Consider the following 17,428-nt stretch of genomic DNA (forward strand, 5'->3'; position numbering starts at 1 on the left):
TCTTCACCTTCGTGTCTCTGGTGTCTCGATACATGCAAACCTCGCGCCACCTCTCAACTTGTTCAGCGTAGCCCTAACAAAATCCATCTAACTGGTGGTGAGAGCGCGCTGTTTCGGTGGACAAGTGCCAAACGGCACGCAGCTGTCGCCATGCTTCGAGCAGAAGGGACCACGCCGTGATCCTCGCCCTGCTCAACCAGAAAGGCGGCGTGGGCAAGACGACGCTGGCTACCCACATTGCGGGCGAACTCGCGTTGCGCGGTCATCAGGTGGTGCTGCTCGATGCCGATCCGCAGGGCTCGGCACTCGACTGGACCCAACGCCGCAGCCAGCAGGGCCTGCCCCGGCTGTTCAGCGCCGTGGGCCTGGCCCGAGAGACCCTGCACCAAGAAGCGCCCGAGCTGGCCCGGCGGGTTGATCACGTCGTCATCGACGGCCCGCCGCGCATCGCGGCGCTGGCGCGCTCCGCGTTGCTGGCGGCCGACCGCGTGGTCATTCCGGTGCAGCCCAGTCCCTACGACCTGTGGGCCAGCGCCGAAATGGTGGCGCTGATCCGGGAGGCCCAGGTGTTCCGCCCGGCGCTGCGCGCGGCATTTGTCATCAACCGGCGCGTCAGCACCACCGTCATCGGTCGAGAAGCGCGCCAAGCGCTGGCCGAGCAGCCGCTGCCCGCGCTGCGCTCGGAGGTGCACCAGCGCATCGTGTTCGCCGACAGTGTGGCCGCCGGCCGGCTGGCCTGCGAAACCGCACCCGAAAGCGCGGCCGCACGCGAGGTGACCGCCCTGGTCGATGAACTGCTGCGGTGGCCGTCATGACTGCGGAACACCCGCCGCGCGGCAAACGCATCGCCATCGGCGCACGCCCACCCGCCAACCCGCAGGCCGATGCCTGGGTACGCCAGGGTGATGGCGAGGCGCTGCAGAAAGGCGATCTGTTCACCGCCCGCCTGACGCTGGATGTGACGCCCGCCATGCGCGCACGCATCAAGGTCTCGGCGTTCACCCAGGGCACCACCGTGGCCGAACTGCTGCGCGCTCTGTTGGAGCGCGAATTCCCGGAATCCCGTTCGGAGACATCCCCATGAACATGCACACCACGCCCGATGGCACGGTTGCGCCCAGCGCAGCGCATTCGCCGCTGCCGCGACCTCTTCCGCTGCAACACAACCCGGCAGGAACCCCGCCGCAGACCCGCGTCTCGCTGGCCTACGTCCACCAGCGGTTCAACCTCTACCTGCGCTTTGGGCAGCCCGAACGCACCTTGCAACTCGACCACTGGCGTCGCTGCGCAATCTTCAATCCGTCTGCCATCTTCTGCCGGGTGCGCTGGCAGGCGAACGACCATGGCACGACGCTGTGGCAGTTGATGGTGCTGCAGGCCGGCACGCCACTGGACACCATGCAGCGCTTACCCGGCGTGCGACCGGGAGCACGCGTGTTGCTGCACGTAGAAGGCGAACTGAAGGTGCGCGCCGTGCTGCAGCAGATCGACGCCATCGAGGCTCAAGGCATCGACGCCTGCACCGTCGCCGCCGCGTACTGGGGCACGCTGGGCAACCGCCTCGCAGCATGGACATCCGGACCGTCGGTCGCTCGACTTCAACTGCCTGCATACAGCGCCAACCGCCACGCCGCAACACGGGCAGCGAGGGACTTGCCATGAGCAGCTCGCGTGCTTCCACACTTGCGCTCGGCAGCGCAGCGGCCGTCGCATTGGCTGCACTCGCGTGGGCCTCGTTCGCAAAGCCCTTGCCGCGCCTGGTCTACAACCCATCTGACAGCGTGCCCGTGGGCTGGTACCGCATCGATCCGATGCTGCAACAGCCTGCGTCTGACACCACACCGAAGCCCGCACCGCTGCAGGTCGGCAGCATCGTGCTTGTCCGCCTTCCTGCCCACGCCGCTGCACTGGCTGCGCAGCGCGGCTACCTGCCGCTGCAGGTTCCGTTGCTCAAACGCGTGGGCGCTGTGGCGCCACAACGCGTGTGCACCATTGGCCAGGCCTTGCGCATCGACGGCCACACTGTGGCAACCACCTTGCGCGCGGACCGCCTGGGTCGCCCGCTGCACGGCTGGCCGCAATGCCGCCGCTTGCGGGCTGACGAAGTGTTCCTGCTCAGCGCAACAAATCCGGCGTCTTTCGACAGTCGCTACTTCGGGCCGGTGCGCAGCGTTGATGTGATCGGCATCGCGCATCCCCTGTGGCTGGAGGCCCAGCCATGACGGCCGCGCGACGGCAGTCGCCGCAGCCGCCAGTGCATCGCCGCACCGTGCCCGCCGTCCCGGTGTACGGCACAGGTGCACGGGGAAAGATGCAGGGCAAGATAAAAGGTCGCGGCACCCGGCCGCTCGGAAAGCCAGTCTGCACGTGGGGGTGGCGCGGCACGCGCCAATGGGTAGCGAAGTGCCGCGAGAGTGCGCAATGCCATGTCAGCATTGGTGAAAGCGCGTGTTTCACTCGCCGTACTGCGATAGCTTTGGATGGAGCCTCCCCATGAGCAGCCGCGACGAAGATCGTTTTCGCATCCGGCCTGGTGCGCCGAAACAGCGCGGCGACGCCTTCATCAAGAAGGTGCTGCGCGAGACCAACAAGGCCGGTGCCAAGCACGAAAAGTCGATCGGCAAGGCCGGCCAGCGCCCCGGCTCCCGGCTGGGGCGTGGCCACGTCGCGGCCCGCTTCGCCGGAGCCTCACTCACCCCCAATGCCCGGCGCGTGACTATCAAGGCGCGGCTGCTCAATCTGGCCAAGGCCGGACCGCGTTCGACCGCCTCGCACCTGCGCTACATCGAGCGCGAAGGGGTTAATCGCCACGGCGGTCCGGGCCACGCCTACGGCCCGACAACCGACGCGGCGGACACCGCCGCATTCGCGGAACTCGGGCGCGAAGATCGGCACCAGTTTCGCTTCATCGTCTCACCCGAAGACGCCGAACAGATCGACGACCTAAGCGCCTACACCCGACACCTGATGGCGCACATGGAGGCCGACCTGGGCACTCGGCTGAACTGGGTGGCGGTGGATCACTGGAACACCGACAACCCGCACACGCACGTCGTCCTGCGCGGCAGGGACGACACCGGCAAAGACCTCATCATCTCCCGCGACTACATCGCCGAGGGGATGCGCCACCGGGCCGCTGAACTGGCGACCGAGTGGCTGGGCCCGTGCACCGAGCTGGAGATTCAGCGTGCCATGCAGCGCGAAGTCGACCAGGAGCGGTTGACGGGGTTGGATCGCACCTTGCAGCGCGAGGCCAAGGACGGCTTGGTGATGCCGGAGACACTGGCCGTACCCCGGCTGCAACGTCAGCGACAGATGCTGATTGGCCGCCTGCAGCACTTGCAGCGCATGGGCCTGGCAACCGAACAACAATCCGGCACATGGGCCATCCACGCAGACGCCGAATCCACGTTGCGAACCATGGGCGAGCGTGGCGACATCATCCGCACCATGCAGCGCGCCATGGGCGGCAGGCAGCGCGAGCTGGCCATGTTCCAGGCCGACGAGGATGGTCGCGCCATTGTCGGTCGTGTTGCCGGCAAGGGGTTGGCCGACGAGCTGTACGACAAAGGCTATCTGGTAATTGACGGGATCGACGGCAAGGCGCACTACGTCGCGCTACCGCGGCGAGCGGACCTGGAGCAGTACCCGGCCGGGGCCGTGGTGGAAGTGAAAGGCTCGACCGGCGCGCGCACATTCGACCGAAACATTGCTGCGCTGGCCGTCGATGGCGTGTACCGTACCGATCAGCACTTGGCCGTCGCGCGAGCGCAGGCTACTCCCGAACGCCCCCCACGAGAGATGGTGGCGGCGCATGTACGCCGACTGGAAGCCCTGCGCCGCGCTGGCATCGTTGAGCGAGAGGCTGAAGGCGTCTGGCGCGTTACTGGCGACTTGGCAGAGCGAGGCCTCCAGTACGACGCGCAACGCCTCGGCGGTGGCGTGGTGGTGGATCTGAAATCGCATCTGACCATTGAGCAGCAGACCCGCGTGATCGGCGCAACCTGGCTGGACCAGCAGTTGATCGGCAGTGGCAAAGGGCTGGGTAACCAGGGCTTTGGTGGCGAGGTCAAGGACGCGCTGCAGCAGAGGGTTGATTTTCTAACCGAACAGGGGCTGGCCGAGCGGCGGGGGCAGCGGGTGATCTTGGCGCGCAACCTGCTGGCAACGCTGCGTAGCCGGAATGTAGCGCATGCCGCGAAAGACTTGGCCGCCGAAACTGGCCTGGAGCACCGGCCCATGGCCGACGGCCAGCGCGTGGCGGGTATTTACCGCCGCAGCGTCATGCTGGCCAGCGGGCGCTACGCTATGCTTGATGACGGCATGGAGTTTCGCCTGGTGCCATGGAGTCCTGTCATCGAACAACGACTCGGTATGCTGATTTCTGCGCAGGTACATGACGGCCGCGTATCCTGGCAAATCCGACGGCAGCAAGGTTTGTCTGTTGTCTGAAGCCGACAGCATATCGAACACCCACTGCACAGATCCATCTACAAGCCCTCTCGATGTAGACGACCGGAATGCGCCCGATGCAAATGCTGCGCAGCCCTACCTGTCTGGGGATCAGCACCTCGCCGGTAATCACGCCAGCGGCGGCGTTTCCCATGTAGGCCCCCTGCAGTTGGGACGGAGTGATGCCCGCATCGGCGCGGCCTCGCCGATCGCATTGGCGGCGAGCGATTTGAGGCTGCGGTCAATATGCTTGCCGAAACGGGTCATGCCCGTACCCCCGACGAAGACGGCTGCATGGAAAGCGCCTAGGGCTGGGTGGATGAGGAATTTGCACGGCTGCGCCAGAGGCCGGTGATCCAGCCGCTCAAGCCATTGGGGGCTAGGAAGACCATTGCGAGCAGTGCGAAGCCGAAGATCATCCACGGGGCGGATTGCGACAGGCTCTCGGCCAAGTTGGGCGTGAGCACGATGAAGGCGGCTCCCAGGAAGGCGCCCCACAGGCTCCGCACCCCACCCACGAAGCTACCCACCAACAGGGACACTGAGAGCAGGAAGGGAAAGTTCTCGGGCGCCACGAACTGGCCCGCCACCACGCTCAGAGCACCGGCCAAGCCAGTGAACGACGCGCTGAGGCCGAACATCTGCGTGCGCAGAGCGGTAATGTCGAGCCCGCCCGCCGCCGCCGCGAGCGGTTGGTCGCGCGAGGCGTCCACAAGGCGGCCGAACTGCGAGCCGAGGATCCGCCGAGCCAGCAGGAAGGCGCACAGCGCGCAGGCAGCAACGCAGGCCATGATGGCCCAGTCCGCCCGGTCGGCCAGCGCCCCTGGGAACACAGGCTTTTCAAGGACGATCCCCGCGACGCCGCCGGTCAGCCACTCGATCTTCCTCCACTTGAGCGCCTGCGGCGTCACTACAGCCACCGCGAAGGTTGACAGTGCCAAGTAGAGCATAGGCAGCCGCAGCGCCGGGAAGCCGAAAAGAAACCCAGTCGCGAAGCACAGCACCATCGCCACCGGCACGCCCACGTAGAACGGCCAGCCCAGCTGGTGCGAGAGCACCGCCGCCGTATAGGCACCGATGGCGAAGAAGGCGCTGTGGCCGAGCGAGATCTGGCCCGTGTAGCCGGTAAGCAAGTTCAGGCCCATGATGGCAATGCCGTAGATCAACACTTGCGTCATCACATACAACTGGTAGCTTTGCCAGCCAAAGGACCAGCCCAGCAGCGTGAGCCCGGCCGCCAAGGCCGCCCAGCGCAACCAAGCGGGCGATGCCGCCGGGCAGGTGGTGAGTGGGGTGTTCAGGGTGTTCATGCTCACACCCTCACCTGAACCGTCTTGCCGAAGATGCCGGCGGGCCGCAACACCAGCATGGCGATGATCAGAAGCATGATGCAGGTCAGCTTCAGATCGTTGCCAACCACATATGCGCCCAGCAGGTTCTCCAGCACTCCGATGGCGAAGCCCCCGGCCACGGCCCCCACGGGGCTGGCAATACCACCCAGCAACGCACCCGCCAGCGCGTAGATCAGCGGGCTCATCATCATCGACGGCTCCAGGAACACGATGGGCGCGGCCATCAGCCCTGCTACGGCACCGGCCACCGCCGCAAGGCCCCAGCCTACGGCCAGCACCTTGTTGGTGCTGATGCCCGATAGCTCTGCCGACGGCGCGTTCACCGCCACCGCACGCATCGCCAAGCCGAAGCGGGTGAAGCGAAAGAACACGAACACCGCTGCCAGCTCGGCAAGGGTGAAGAGCAGAACGCCGACCTCATGGGCAGAGAGAAAGGGCTCGGCGCGGCGGAGGACACCACCGAACGGCGTGGCGGACTCCTGCATCTCATGTCCGAACAGCCAGCCGACCAGGCTATTGAGGATGATGAGCAGCGCGATGCTGGCAGCAACGACCGAGAGCACCGGCTTGTGCCGCAGGGGCTGGAAAATGACCCGCTCCAGTACGAGCCCGAGCAGGAAGGCACCCACGACAACGATGGCGAAGGCCACCCACCACGACACGCCAGCCTGAACCAGTGCCCAGTTCATGTAGGTAGAGAACATCGCCAATTCGCCCTGTGCGAAATTTATGGACGAAGTGCAACGGTAGATAAGCACGAGCGCGATGGCGAGGCTAGCGTAGATGCCGCCTGCCGCTAGGCCCGAGGCGATCTGGTGAAGGAATGCTTGCATGGTGAATCTCTGGTGGATTAGTGGCCGAGGTAGCTGCGACGAACAGCATCGTCTTCGCGAAGTTCGGCGGCGGTGCCTTGCGCGGTAATGCGCCCGCTTTCGAGCACATAGGCCCTGTTGACCAAGTTAAGCGCGACTTGGGCGTTCTGCTCCACGATGAGCGCCGTGAGATGCTCGCTTTCCCGCAACTGATGCAGGAGTTCGTAGATTTCCTGCGTCACGCGCGGAGCGATGCCGAACGAAGGCTCGTCCAGCAGCAGCATCTTGGGGCGCATCATCAGCGCGCGGGCGATGGCCAGCATCTGCTGCTCGCCGCCGCTGAGCGTGCCCGCCGTCTGCTTGGAGCGGCTGGCCAGCTTGGGAAACAGCGTCTGCATCCGGGCGATGTCCTGCTCGATGCAGTCCTTGTCGCGGCGGTGGATTGCACCTACGCGCAGATTCTCCAGCACCGTCAGATCCGCGAAGGTGCCGCGACCTTCCGGTACGTGCGCGATGCCCAGCGAGGCGATAGCGGGCGCGGGCATGTCGATGATGTCCCGGCCCTCGAAGCGCAGTGCGCCCGTGGCCGTCACCTGCTGGTGGCTGATCGCGCGCAGGATGGAGGTCTTGCCCGCGCCGTTGGCGCCGAGCAGCGCCACCATCTCGCCCGCCTGAACGTGCAGATCGATGCCATGAACCACCGCCGTTCGGCCGTAGGCCACCGCAAGGCCACGCATTTCAAGTCGTTGGGTCACAGAACACCCCCCAGATAGGCGTCGATCACGGCGGCGTCGTTGGCGATATCCTCGGGCGAGCCCTGGGCGAGCTTGCGACCAAAACTCAACACCGCGAGGTCGGAGCAGGTCTTCATCACGAAGCGCATGTTGTGCTCCACGACCACTATGGTCAGTTTCAATTCCTCATGCAGGCGCAGCAGCACCTCACGCAACTCGTCCACCTCGCCAGCGGTGAGGCCAGCGGCGGGTTCGTCGAGCAGCAGCAGCTTGGGCCGCGTCACCAGCGCCCGTGCGATTTCCACGCGGTGCTGGATACCCACCGGCAGTTCGGCCACGCCCCGGTCCGCATAAGCGGACAGCCGCAGCGTGGCCAGCGCCGCGTCGGCCGAGTGCGCAATCTCCTCCTCGGCCGCGCGGACGGCGGGCGAGCGCAGCGCGGCACCCAGCATGGAAACGGGCAGCCGCGCGTGCGCGCCCACCATCACGTTCTCGCGTACCGGGAGAGACGGGTAGAGCGCCACGTTCTGGAAAGTGCGGCTGAGGCCCAGCCGGGCGACGCCGTGGCGCGGCAGGCGCGTCAGTTCGGTGCCACCGAAGCGCACGCTGCCGCGCGTGGGCCGGTACAAGCCGCTAATGCAGTTGAAGCAGGTCGTCTTGCCGGCCCCGTTAGGCCCGATCAAGCCAAAGATGCTGCCCTCGGGTACGTCCATCGAGAAGGCGTCGAGCGCAACGACGCCGCCAAAGCGGATAGTCAGATCGCGTACGGAAAGAATGGGGTTCATCGCTGCGCTCGCCTCGTCAGGACGGCATCACCTTCCAACTCGTACCGTCGAACTGCTGGATGCGCATGTCCGGTATCGGGTGAGGGCGGGCGTCGCTGGTCTTGATGCGCAGGCCCGGCAACATCATGGGCAACTCCATGTCCAGTCTGAGCGACTGCCGCATGATGTTTTCGCGCGAGAGGTCTTTACCACACTGCTTGAGCAACTGCACCACCGTTTGTCCAATAGAAGCACCGAGTACCGCAAGGTACTCCTTTGCCGCGCCTTTGTTGTATTTGTCCATGAAAGCATGCCAGGCCTGGAGCCCGGAGTCGTCCTTCCAGGTCGGATCGCCCGGATCCTTGAGGAACGCGGCGCTCATGACGCCCTTGACCTTGTCCAGCCCCACCGGAGTCAGCACCATGGGCACCGAAGATGCACTCGGGTTGATGTAGATCGTCGGCCGCCAGCCGATGTCATGGGCCTTGCGCAGCGACTGGAGGGTGGCTTTGGGCGAACCCCACGCCACAAGAACGTCCGCGCCCGAGGCTTGCATGGAGACGATCTGCGAGTCCACCGTCGGATCGGACACCTCGTGCGATTCTTCGCGCACGAGCGGCTTTCCGGCGGCTGCCAGAACCTCCTTCATGCCGCGCAGCACATCCTTGCCTGCATCGTCGTTCTGGTAGAACATGGCGATCTTCGCGTTCGGCCGCGTCCGCAGAATGTGTCTGGCCAAAATGCGCCCCTCGTCGGTGTACAGGGGCAGCCAGCCCATGCTCCAGGGGAACTTGGCCGCATCGTCCAACCACGTGGCGGCACCGGACGTAACAAAGAGCTGCGGTACTTTGGCGTTGTTGAGATAGCTGCGCGCCGCCAGCCCGGTGGACGAGCCTATCTGACCCGCAATGAAAGCCACCTGCTCACGCTCCACCAGGCGGCGCACTTGCTCCAGGGTTTTCGGCGGGCTGTAGCCATCGTCGGCCAGCACTAGCTTGAGCTTGCGCCCATTCACGCCACCTTCAGCGTTTACCAGATCAAACCATGCAGACATGGCCTTGCCGACGGCGCCATAGCCTGCGGCCGGGCCGCTAAGCGGGAGGGTCGAGCCGATCTTGATCTCGCTGTCCGTCACGCCTTGGATGCCCGCGCCCTGCGCGCGGGTCAGACCAGAAACGCCCGCCAGCATGGCGCTGGAAAGCATGGTGATGAATTGTCTTTTCTGCATGATGTCTCCTGTTGTGGTTGGATGGGTCAGGTAAATTGATACGTCAGCGCGGCGCCATCCGAATGGCACCATCCACACGAATGGACTCGGCGTTCATGTAGCCGCAAGTAACGAGAAATTCGACGGCCTGCGCGAATTCACCGGGGTCACCCAACCGCTTGGGAAAGGGCACGCTGGCCGCCAGCGCCTGTTTGACGTTGTCTGGCAGGCTCAACAGCAACGGTGTACCGAAGATCCCCGGCATGATGGTGTTGATCCGAATCCCTTCGTCCATCATGTCGCGCGCGATTGGAAGGGTCATACCCACGATTGCAGCCTTGCTGGCCGCATAGCTGGCCTGGCCGACCTGGCCGTCCTGCGCGGCGGCCGAAGCGGTGTTGACGATGGCGCCGCGGTCGCCATCGGCGAGCGGCGCGAGCGTCAACATACCCGCAGCTGACTTTGCGATGCAGCGGAAGGTGCCCACTAGGTTGATCTGAATGATGCGATTGAAACGGTCTGCCGCGCATGGGCGGATTTCGCCGGTTTTCTTGTCGCGGCTGACAGTCTTGACGGCATCGGCAGTGCCGGCGCAGTTGACCAGAATGCGTTCCTGCCCGATCGCGGCGCGGGCCTTGGCGAAGGCTGCGTCCACCTGCTCCTCGGACATCACGTCCACATTGCAGTAAACGCCGCCAAGCTCGCTTGCCATAGCCTGGCCGACGGCTTCGTTCATGTCGAAGATGGCGACTTTGACGCTGTGGCTCGCCAAGAGTCGGGCCGTGGCAGCTCCCAGACCGGAAGCCCCCCCGGTGATGACGGCAGAAATGTCGGAATTCAGTTTCATGGCTTTTCCTTGATAGAGGACAGACAGGCGTTATTGGCCAGTGAAATTGGGGGCACGCTTGCCCAAGAATGCCGCTTGCCCTTCCAGGTTGTCGGCCGAACGCAAAACGACGAAGAAATTGCGCTTCTCATGCTCCAGGCCCTGCGCGAGCGGCGTTTCAAAGCTGGCCAAAGCCGCGTCTTTCGCCAGAACCACGGCCAGTGGCGAATTGGCCGCAATCCGGCTGGCCATCGCCAACGCCGTCGGTAGGGCTTGGCCGTCGGCCGTCACTTCGGCGACGATGCCGACGTCGCAGGCTTTGCGGGCGTCAATGAAATCGCCGGTCAGCAGCAGGGCCATCGCCTTGGACTTGCCGATGGCATGGATCAGGCGCTGGGTACCACCGGCGCCGGGAATGGCGCCCAGCTTGACTTCCGGCACGCCGAACTTGGCGGACTCGCCGGCGATCACGATGTCGCAAGCCAGCGCCAGTTCCGTGCCGCCGCCCAGCGCGACCTTTTCGACCGCCGCAATGACAGGCTTTGGAAATCTCCCCAATTCCGAAAAGAAGTCCCAACCCGTCGGTCCGCGATCGCCCATCAGTGGCGCGGCGCGCAGCACCTCGAACGCCGTGATGTCAACTCCTGCGCAAAACACGCCCTCGGCACCGGTGATGACGACGGCTCGCACAGCATCGTCGTCGCGCAGTTGCGCAAGCTGTGCGCGCAGGCCATCGAATACCGTGCGGTTCAAGCTGTTCTTCGCACGGGGGCGGTTGATGGTCAACGTGACGATGGCGCCTTCGCGGCTGACGAGCACTTCGCTGGATTCGCTCATGTTGGCCACGCTCATGCCAGTCGCTCGACGATGGTTGTGTTGGCCGTGCCCGAGGCCTCGCAGATGGTTTGCAGGCCATAGCGGCCGCCCCGGCGCTCCAGCTCGTACAGCAGGTCGGTGAGCATGCGCGCGCCGGTGGAACCCAGCGGATGGCCGATCGCCACCGAGCCGCCGTTGACGTTGAGGCGATCGTCCGGAATGCGGAATTCCTGCTGGAACATCAGCGGCACTCCGCCAAAGGCTTCGTTGACTTCAAACAGGTCAATGTCGGCCAGGCTCAGACCCGATTCCTTCAGCGCCTTGCGGGTGGCATCGAGAACAGCGGTGAACTGGATGACGGGGTCGGCTGCCGCCACGGCAGTGCTGACGAAGCGCGCACGCGGCACCAGGCCATGCTGTTTGGCATAGGCGCGGCTGGCGATCAGCAGCGCAGCGGCTCCATCGCTGATCTGCGACGAGTTGGCGGCCGTGGTGGCGCCGTCTGCGGCAAACACGGGCTTGAGCGTGGCCATCTTTTCGGGGTTGGGGTCCGCGCGCATGCCCTCATCGGTGGTGATGATCGGGCTGTCCGGGTCGGCCGGGTCCTCGTTCAGTCGCACCAGTTGGTCTTTGACGCGGCCAGCCTGCGATGCCGCGATGGCGCGCCGATGGCTGCGCACGGCGAAAGCGTCCAGGGCCTCTCGCGTAAGGCCGAAGCGCTTGTTCATCAACTCCGACGAGACGCCTTGCGGCAGCAGCGGGTTTTCCTGGTAGCGCGCCAGCTCGCGCGGGCTGTATTGCGAGCCCAGCGGCGCGCCGGGCTTGAACGAAGGCGGCATGGGAGCCTGCGACATCGACTCCACCCCGGCACCGATAACCAGTTGGTAGGCACCAGCCTGGATACCGTGCACGGCAAAGCTGACCGCTTGCTGGCCGGAGCCGCATTGCCGGTCAACCGTCACAGCCGGGACGGATTCGGGCAGTCCCGCTGCCAATACGGCATGACGTCCCAGGTTGCCGTGCTGTTGATCCCACTGCAGCACGCAGCCAACGATCACATCGTCCAGATCTGCGGGGTTGACGCCGGAGCGCTCGACCAGTTGGCGTAGCGTCTCGCCCAGCAGATCGACGGGGTGCCATTTCTGCAAGCGCCCACCGCGCTTTCCCACGGGGGTGCGCAGAGCACCGACGATGACGGGTTCTTGGTCATTCATGTTGTTCTCCTGTAGCAAAAGGGTGGCTCACTCTGCGTAGCGGCCCGCATGCTCGGCGCGTATGCGCTTCTTGTCGAGCTTGCCGACGCTGGTCTTGGGGATGGCTTCGACGAACAGGACCTGATCGGGCAACTGCCACTTGGCGAAAGCGCTGGTCAGGTGTTCCTGCAGTTGTTCCTGGGTTGCCTGCTGGCCAGGCTTCAACACCACCAGGGCCAGCGGCCTTTCCTGCCACTTCGCATGAGGAATGCCGACCACCGCGGCATCACGCACGGCGGAATGGCCCATGAGCAGGTTTTCCATGTCGATGGAAGAAATCCATTCGCCGCCGCTCTTGATCACGTCCTTGATACGGTCAGTGACCTTGAGGTAGCCGTTCTCGTCCACCGTGCCGACATCGCCCGAGCGCCACCACCCGCCCTCCAAGAAGCGATCGCCAGAATCGGGCATGTCGTGGTAGCTGGTCGTGATCCAGGGGCCGCGCAGGCAAATCTCTCCGGCCGACTGGCCGTCGTGCGGCAGGTCCTGGTCGTTGGCATTGAGGATGCGGATGTCCACGCCGGTCAGGACCAGGCCCTGCTTGCGCTTGAGATTCCACCGCTCGTCCTGGGTCAAGCGTTTACTCAACGTGGGCTTGAGACGGTTGACGGTCACCAGCGTCGTGGCTTCGGTGGCGCCGTAGGCGTGCACCACCTCAGCGCCCGTGAGGTCGTAGAAACCGATCATCATCGACAGCGGCGGCTCGGAGGCGCCAGACAGCATGCGCATGCGGCCAAAGTCCGGCTTGACCGGCATCGTCTCGATGTACTGCAGCATCGGTTGGAAGATGGCCGGCGCGCCATTGGTGATAGTCACACCCTCGGCGATCATGGCGTCAACCAGCGGCTTGGTGTCTTCGGCAGCGTAGCGGCCCGGCAACACGATCTTGTCGGCCAGCAGCGTGGCGGCCTGTGGTAGGCCCCAGCACTGCCCGTGGAACATGGGCGTGATGAGCATGACGCAGTCGTCCAGCGTCATGCCCAAATTAGTGGCCATGGCCGTGGAGTGCAAGTAGATGCCGCGGTGCGAGTAGTACACGCCCTTGGGCTTGCCTGTGGTGCCGGTGGTATAGCAGGCGCTGTAAGCCGAGGTTTCGTCAATCTCGGGCCAGTCGATCTTCGTGTCGGCAGCGGCCATCAGGTCTTCATAGTGCAGCAGCGGCTTCAGCGTGGTCTTGATCTGGTCCAGCGGCTTGTCGGTCATGACGATCCAGCCCTTGATCTGGGGGGAGTTCGCTGCAACGGATTCGGCGATCGGCAGCAAGGACTCGTCCACGCAGACGTAAGACACCTTGCTGTGGCCAACCACATAGCCCAAGTCCTCAGCGCCCAGGCGCAGGTTCATCTGCAGCATGACCGCGCCCAGGCCGGGGATGGACCAGTACAGCTCGAAGTGGCGCCGACTATTCCAGTCTAGGATGCCGACCCGGTCGCCCGGCTCGACGCCTAGTGCGCGCAGTGCATTGGCGCTGCGGCAGACGCGCGCGTAGCACTCGGCATAGGTGTAGCGATCCCAGCCGCCATCGGGTGTGCGGTAGACGATCTCCTGGTCCCCGTGGGTGCGCGCGGCGTGCCGGATCAGCGTCGTAGTGTTGAGCTGGCGCTCGTTACCCGTGGTGGACGGGCATCCGCGAACGAGCTGGGTGGTAGCTGTCATTTCTTTGTCTCCTGAGTGGTTGCGTTGAGAGCCTGGAACCGTGGGGCCGGAGCCGCTTCGATGGCGCCGGAGGGGGTGGATTGGTAGATGCCCCTTGCCGCGTTGTGCGGATGCCGAACTGACTCGGCCAAGCTGAGCACAGGCGCAAAGCAGGCGTCGCTGCCTTCGAGCAATTCGCACCAGTGCGCCCGGGGCCTGCTGCGGATGAGGGCCACGATGCGTTCCTTCAGCGCTGGCCACTTCGCAGTTTCGTACTGCTCGGCAGGGTTGACGTCCGTCAGGCCCAGCTTTGACAGCAGCAGTGCGTGGAATGCGGGCTCTACCGCCGCGAGGCTGATGAAGCCGCCGTCGGCGCAGGCATACACGTCATAGAATGGCGAATCGTGAAACGGACTCGGCTGCGCGCCATCGATCTGCCCATTGGCGCGAATCCAGTGCACCAGCGTGCCCAGCATGGCCACGATGTCGACTATGGCCGCGTCCACGACCCTGCCTTGACCGGTGGCGCGCGAATCGACCAACGCGCAGGCGACGCCAAAGGCAAGGCCCAGCGCCCCCGCCGCGTCCCCGAGTACCGAGGGCGGCACGATAGGCACCTGCCCCCTCCGCGCAGACAGCGACAGCAAGCCCGTCAACGCGACATAGTTCAGGTCATGGCCAGCGGCCTGGGCGAGCGGGCCGTCCTGGCCCCAGCCCGTCATCCGGCCGTAGACCAACCGGGGGTTGCGCGCAGCGCATTCGGCGGGACCGAGGCCCAGCCGCTCCATCACACCTGGGCGATAGCCCTCGATCAAGGCGTCGGCCTGGGCGATCAGCGCCAGGGCGCGCGCCTTGCCGTCGGCCGACTTCAGGTCGATGACCTCGACCGTCTTGCCGCGGTGCAGCGGATTCTTCGCCGCTCCGCCCAGCAGCTGCGCTCCAGCAGCCTGCTCGGCCCGTGTCAGCACGATCACCTCGGCGCCCATGTCGGCCAGCATCATGGCGGCCAGCGGGCCCGGCCCGAGGCCCTCGAACTCCACCACGCGGATGCCGTTTAGCGGCGTCCGCAGCGTGTGCGGCGCGTTCACAACTTCCTCGCGATCAGTTCCTTCATGACCTCGTTCGCGCCGCCGTAGATCTTCTGCACGCGCGAGGCCGCGTACATGCGCGCGATCGGGTACTCGGCCATGAAGCCATAGCCGCCGAACAACTGCAAGCATTCGTCGGTCACACGGCACTGCTGTTCTGTGCACCACCACTTAGCCATGTACGCGACCTCGTCGTCGAGCGTTCCGTCCAGCAGCCGCTGCGTGCAGTCGTTGACGAAGGTGCGCACCACGTGGGCGATGGTGGCCAGCTCGGCCAGCTTGTGGCGCGTGGTCTGCATGTCGAACAACGGCGCGCCGAAGATCTTGCGCTCCTTTGTGTATTCGATGGTCAGCTCCAGGGCTCGGTCGATGACGGCCGCCGCTGGCACCGCGATGGACATCCGCTCGTAGGGCAGCTGGCTCATCAACTGCTTGAATCCATGGCCTTCGACGCCCCCCAGCAACTGGTCAACCGGCACACGCACCTCGTCGAAGAAGAGTTCGGCCGTGTCCGACGCCGGCATGCCAATCTTTTCGAGTAGGCGGCCCACGCGAAACCCGGGTAGGTTTTCGGTCTCCACCACGATCAGCGACAAGCCCCGGCTCCCCGCTTCGCCGGTGCGCGCAACCACGATCAGCAGGTTGCAGGTGAAGCCATTGGTGATGAAGGTCTTGGCGCCGTCGATCACGTAGTGGTCGCCATCGCGACGCGCGCGGGTGGCGATGGCCTTGAGATCCGTTCCACAGCTTGGCTCGGTCATCGCGATGCCGGCCAGCATCTCACCGTTGTTCAGCTTGGGCAGCCAGCGCTGCTTCTGTGCCTCGGTGCCGAAGTCCATGATGTAGTGCGAGGCGATGCTGTGCACCGTGACATTGTTGGGCATTTCGGCCTTGGTCAGCTCGTCCTGCACCACCAGTTGGTAGGCGATGCTGGCACTGGCGCCGCCGTAAGCCTCGGGCATTTCGGGCAGCAGAAAACCCATTTCGCCGAAGGGCCGCCAGGTTTCGCGCGGGATGTAGCCCTGCTCGCGCCAGCCAGGCAACTTCGGCGCCATTTCGGCGGCGATATAGCGACGAACCTGGTCGCGAAAGGTCTCAATATCGCTGTCCATCCAGGGTTGGCGGTGCAGTTGCGGCAGCATGGAAGCGCTCCTCAGAAAGTTGGTACGGTGAAGGTTTGAAAACTTGGCCAGCAATGTGGCCCCGGGTCATGCCCGCACATCCACAAGGGGGCAGCGAAGCGTCGAATCTCTGCGTTCTCAGGCTGTCTAGGGCATATGGTCGGTATTTAGCCCGTGCGCGTCTTGCCCGCCAGTGCATGGCAAGTTGACTTTGCGTGTGCAAGGGAAAACCCGGCCGACTCGACCATGGCAATGGCGGAGCCGTGAGCAGTCATTTCCCGTGCATCGCTGGGCGACACCCCAAAGCGTTGTTTGAACGCGCGACAGAAGTGGCTGGTTGAGTTGAAGCCCCAGTGAAAGGCGATCGTCGAGACCTGCAGATGCCGGCAGGCCGGGTCGACGAGTGACCGCCAGCACGCTTGCAATCGGCTTTCCAGGATGTGGCCGACCACCGTGGTATCGCCCTGCGCAAACAGCGCATGAAGGTAACGCAGTGAAATGCCGTGCGCCGCGGCGATGCGTGCCGGACTCAGGTCATCCTCTTGAAAATGCTGGGCGATGTAGGCCAGTGCTCGTTCGCGCAACGCGGCCATGGCCGTGAATCGAGTGGTGCTCTCCGGCTCTGGCAACGCGAGGTCCAGAAGCCCGATCACCATGCGGCATAGGGCGACGTGGGCAGAGGGCGGCACGGCGCCGATCTCCTTGGCCAACCCCATCAGGTGTTGGCACAGCAGTGAGCCCACGCCTGTGTGGCTGTCAATTCGGCAGGCTGCGGGCGGCCGCTTGCGGCCCGGTAGATGCTCACGCATGAGCTGCCAGGGAATCATCAACGACACGCTGTGGGTTCGTTCCAGCACCTCATAGGCTTGCCGCTGATCGGTACGCCAGAGGAACATGTCGCCCTCGCAGATTGGCGCGTCCCAATGCTGCAGCTGCACTCGGCCGCCCAGGTTAAGCTGCAGCCCCAGGCAGAACTGATTGTCGAATGGCGAATGCCCAGGAGGAGACTGGGCGACACAAGGACCAGTGACGGTGCATACCAAGGAGGCCCCGGCGAATTCGTGCCCCCGCAACTTCGTCCGGAATGCAGCTGCCTTCGCCGGGGAGGAAAGACTCCAGCGCTGGAAGGAATCCTTGAGGATCGCTTCCGTCGCATCTATCCTGCCCTCAATGGGCGCACGGTCGATGGACCATTCCATGGGTGACTGTTGCTGCACTTATCGTCTCCTGAATCTGCTCTTGGACGCCGCAGTCCATCGGGACCGGAGCGTCGACACCGTGGCGTGCATTCGTGCGGCGCTCAGGGTGCCCAAGGCATAAAGGCAATCGTAGGCAGCGGTGCTTGGCGCGGCAATGACGGATGGTCTC

The 17,428-nt window shown here is 64.7% G+C and carries 17 protein-coding genes; 5 read left to right on the plus strand and 12 right to left on the minus strand.

Annotated features, from left to right (window positions below):
- Positions 1-176 precede the first annotated feature (176 nt).
- The 5 genes from parA to AC07ZS_RS20320 all read left to right on the plus strand — a co-directional run bounded on the left by parA (position 177) and on the right by AC07ZS_RS20320 (position 4,452).
- Entirely contained in the window at positions 177-815 is a 639-nt protein-coding gene (parA, locus tag AC07ZS_RS20300; RefSeq protein WP_494800339.1) for a ParA family partition ATPase, read from the plus strand.
- The gene (locus AC07ZS_RS20305) at positions 812-1,084 is read left to right on the plus strand and encodes a chromosome partitioning protein ParB (protein ID WP_494800340.1); all 273 of its coding nucleotides are present in this window, start codon (positions 812-814) and stop codon (positions 1,082-1,084) included. Before parA ends, AC07ZS_RS20305 begins: the two co-directional genes overlap by 4 nt.
- On the plus strand, positions 1,081-1,662 hold the full coding sequence (locus AC07ZS_RS20310) for a DUF2840 domain-containing protein (RefSeq protein WP_494800341.1): 582 nt from the start codon (positions 1,081-1,083) through the stop codon (positions 1,660-1,662). The genes AC07ZS_RS20305 and AC07ZS_RS20310 overlap by 4 nt, the downstream gene beginning before the upstream one ends.
- Complete coding sequence (locus AC07ZS_RS20315; protein WP_494800342.1) at positions 1,659-2,222, plus strand: S26 family signal peptidase; 564 nt, start codon at positions 1,659-1,661, stop codon at positions 2,220-2,222. The genes AC07ZS_RS20310 and AC07ZS_RS20315 overlap by 4 nt, the downstream gene beginning before the upstream one ends.
- A gap of 271 nt (positions 2,223-2,493) precedes the next feature.
- Positions 2,494-4,452 (plus strand): DUF3363 domain-containing protein, encoded by a 1,959-nt coding sequence (locus AC07ZS_RS20320; RefSeq protein ID WP_494800343.1) that lies wholly within the window; start codon positions 2,494-2,496, stop codon positions 4,450-4,452.
- 305 nt (positions 4,453-4,757) lie between these two features.
- On the opposite strand, the gene AC07ZS_RS20325 is transcribed toward AC07ZS_RS20320, so the two are convergent.
- From AC07ZS_RS20325 to AC07ZS_RS20380, 12 genes are all read right to left on the minus strand, one after another.
- A complete protein-coding gene (locus AC07ZS_RS20325; RefSeq protein ID WP_494800344.1) occupies positions 4,758-5,762 on the minus strand; it encodes a branched-chain amino acid ABC transporter permease in 1,005 nt (334 codons plus the stop codon).
- Between the two features lie 2 nt (positions 5,763-5,764).
- Positions 5,765-6,637 (minus strand): branched-chain amino acid ABC transporter permease, encoded by an 873-nt coding sequence (locus AC07ZS_RS20330; RefSeq protein WP_494800345.1) that lies wholly within the window; start codon positions 6,635-6,637, stop codon positions 5,765-5,767.
- 17 nt (positions 6,638-6,654) lie between these two features.
- Positions 6,655-7,371 (minus strand): ABC transporter ATP-binding protein, encoded by a 717-nt coding sequence (locus tag AC07ZS_RS20335; RefSeq protein ID WP_494800346.1) that lies wholly within the window; start codon positions 7,369-7,371, stop codon positions 6,655-6,657.
- Complete coding sequence (locus AC07ZS_RS20340) at positions 7,368-8,135, minus strand: ABC transporter ATP-binding protein (protein WP_488835968.1); 768 nt, start codon at positions 8,133-8,135, stop codon at positions 7,368-7,370. The genes AC07ZS_RS20335 and AC07ZS_RS20340 overlap by 4 nt, the downstream gene beginning before the upstream one ends.
- 16 nt (positions 8,136-8,151) lie before the next feature.
- Positions 8,152-9,342: an ABC transporter substrate-binding protein gene (locus AC07ZS_RS20345; protein WP_494800347.1), complete on the minus strand. Its 1,191-nt coding sequence runs from the start codon at positions 9,340-9,342 to the stop codon at positions 8,152-8,154.
- A gap of 43 nt (positions 9,343-9,385) precedes the next feature.
- Entirely contained in the window at positions 9,386-10,168 is a 783-nt protein-coding gene (locus tag AC07ZS_RS20350; RefSeq protein ID WP_494800348.1) for an SDR family NAD(P)-dependent oxidoreductase, read from the minus strand.
- Between the two features lie 30 nt (positions 10,169-10,198).
- On the minus strand, positions 10,199-10,999 hold the full coding sequence (locus AC07ZS_RS20355) for an enoyl-CoA hydratase/isomerase family protein (RefSeq protein ID WP_494800349.1): 801 nt from the start codon (positions 10,997-10,999) through the stop codon (positions 10,199-10,201).
- Positions 10,996-12,177 carry a thiolase family protein gene (locus AC07ZS_RS20360; RefSeq protein ID WP_494800350.1) on the minus strand — a complete coding sequence of 394 codons (1,182 nt, stop codon included), beginning with the start codon at positions 12,175-12,177 and terminating at the stop codon, positions 10,996-10,998. The genes AC07ZS_RS20355 and AC07ZS_RS20360 overlap by 4 nt, the downstream gene beginning before the upstream one ends.
- Positions 12,178-12,204: 27 nt before the next feature.
- Positions 12,205-13,872, minus strand: coding sequence for a long-chain-fatty-acid--CoA ligase (locus tag AC07ZS_RS20365; RefSeq protein ID WP_494800351.1), 1,668 nt, complete (start codon positions 13,870-13,872; stop codon positions 12,205-12,207).
- Positions 13,869-14,939, minus strand: coding sequence for a CaiB/BaiF CoA transferase family protein (locus tag AC07ZS_RS20370; protein WP_494800352.1), 1,071 nt, complete (start codon positions 14,937-14,939; stop codon positions 13,869-13,871). The genes AC07ZS_RS20365 and AC07ZS_RS20370 overlap by 4 nt, the downstream gene beginning before the upstream one ends.
- The gene (locus AC07ZS_RS20375) at positions 14,936-16,081 is read right to left on the minus strand and encodes an acyl-CoA dehydrogenase family protein (RefSeq protein ID WP_494800380.1); all 1,146 of its coding nucleotides are present in this window, start codon (positions 16,079-16,081) and stop codon (positions 14,936-14,938) included. The genes AC07ZS_RS20370 and AC07ZS_RS20375 overlap by 4 nt, the downstream gene beginning before the upstream one ends.
- Before the next feature lie 146 nt (positions 16,082-16,227).
- Positions 16,228-17,259 carry a helix-turn-helix domain-containing protein gene (locus AC07ZS_RS20380; protein ID WP_494800353.1) on the minus strand — a complete coding sequence of 344 codons (1,032 nt, stop codon included), beginning with the start codon at positions 17,257-17,259 and terminating at the stop codon, positions 16,228-16,230.
- Between the last annotated feature and the right edge of the window lie 169 nt (positions 17,260-17,428).

The organism is Hydrogenophaga sp. GW456-12-10-14-TSB4 (assembly GCF_059424305.1).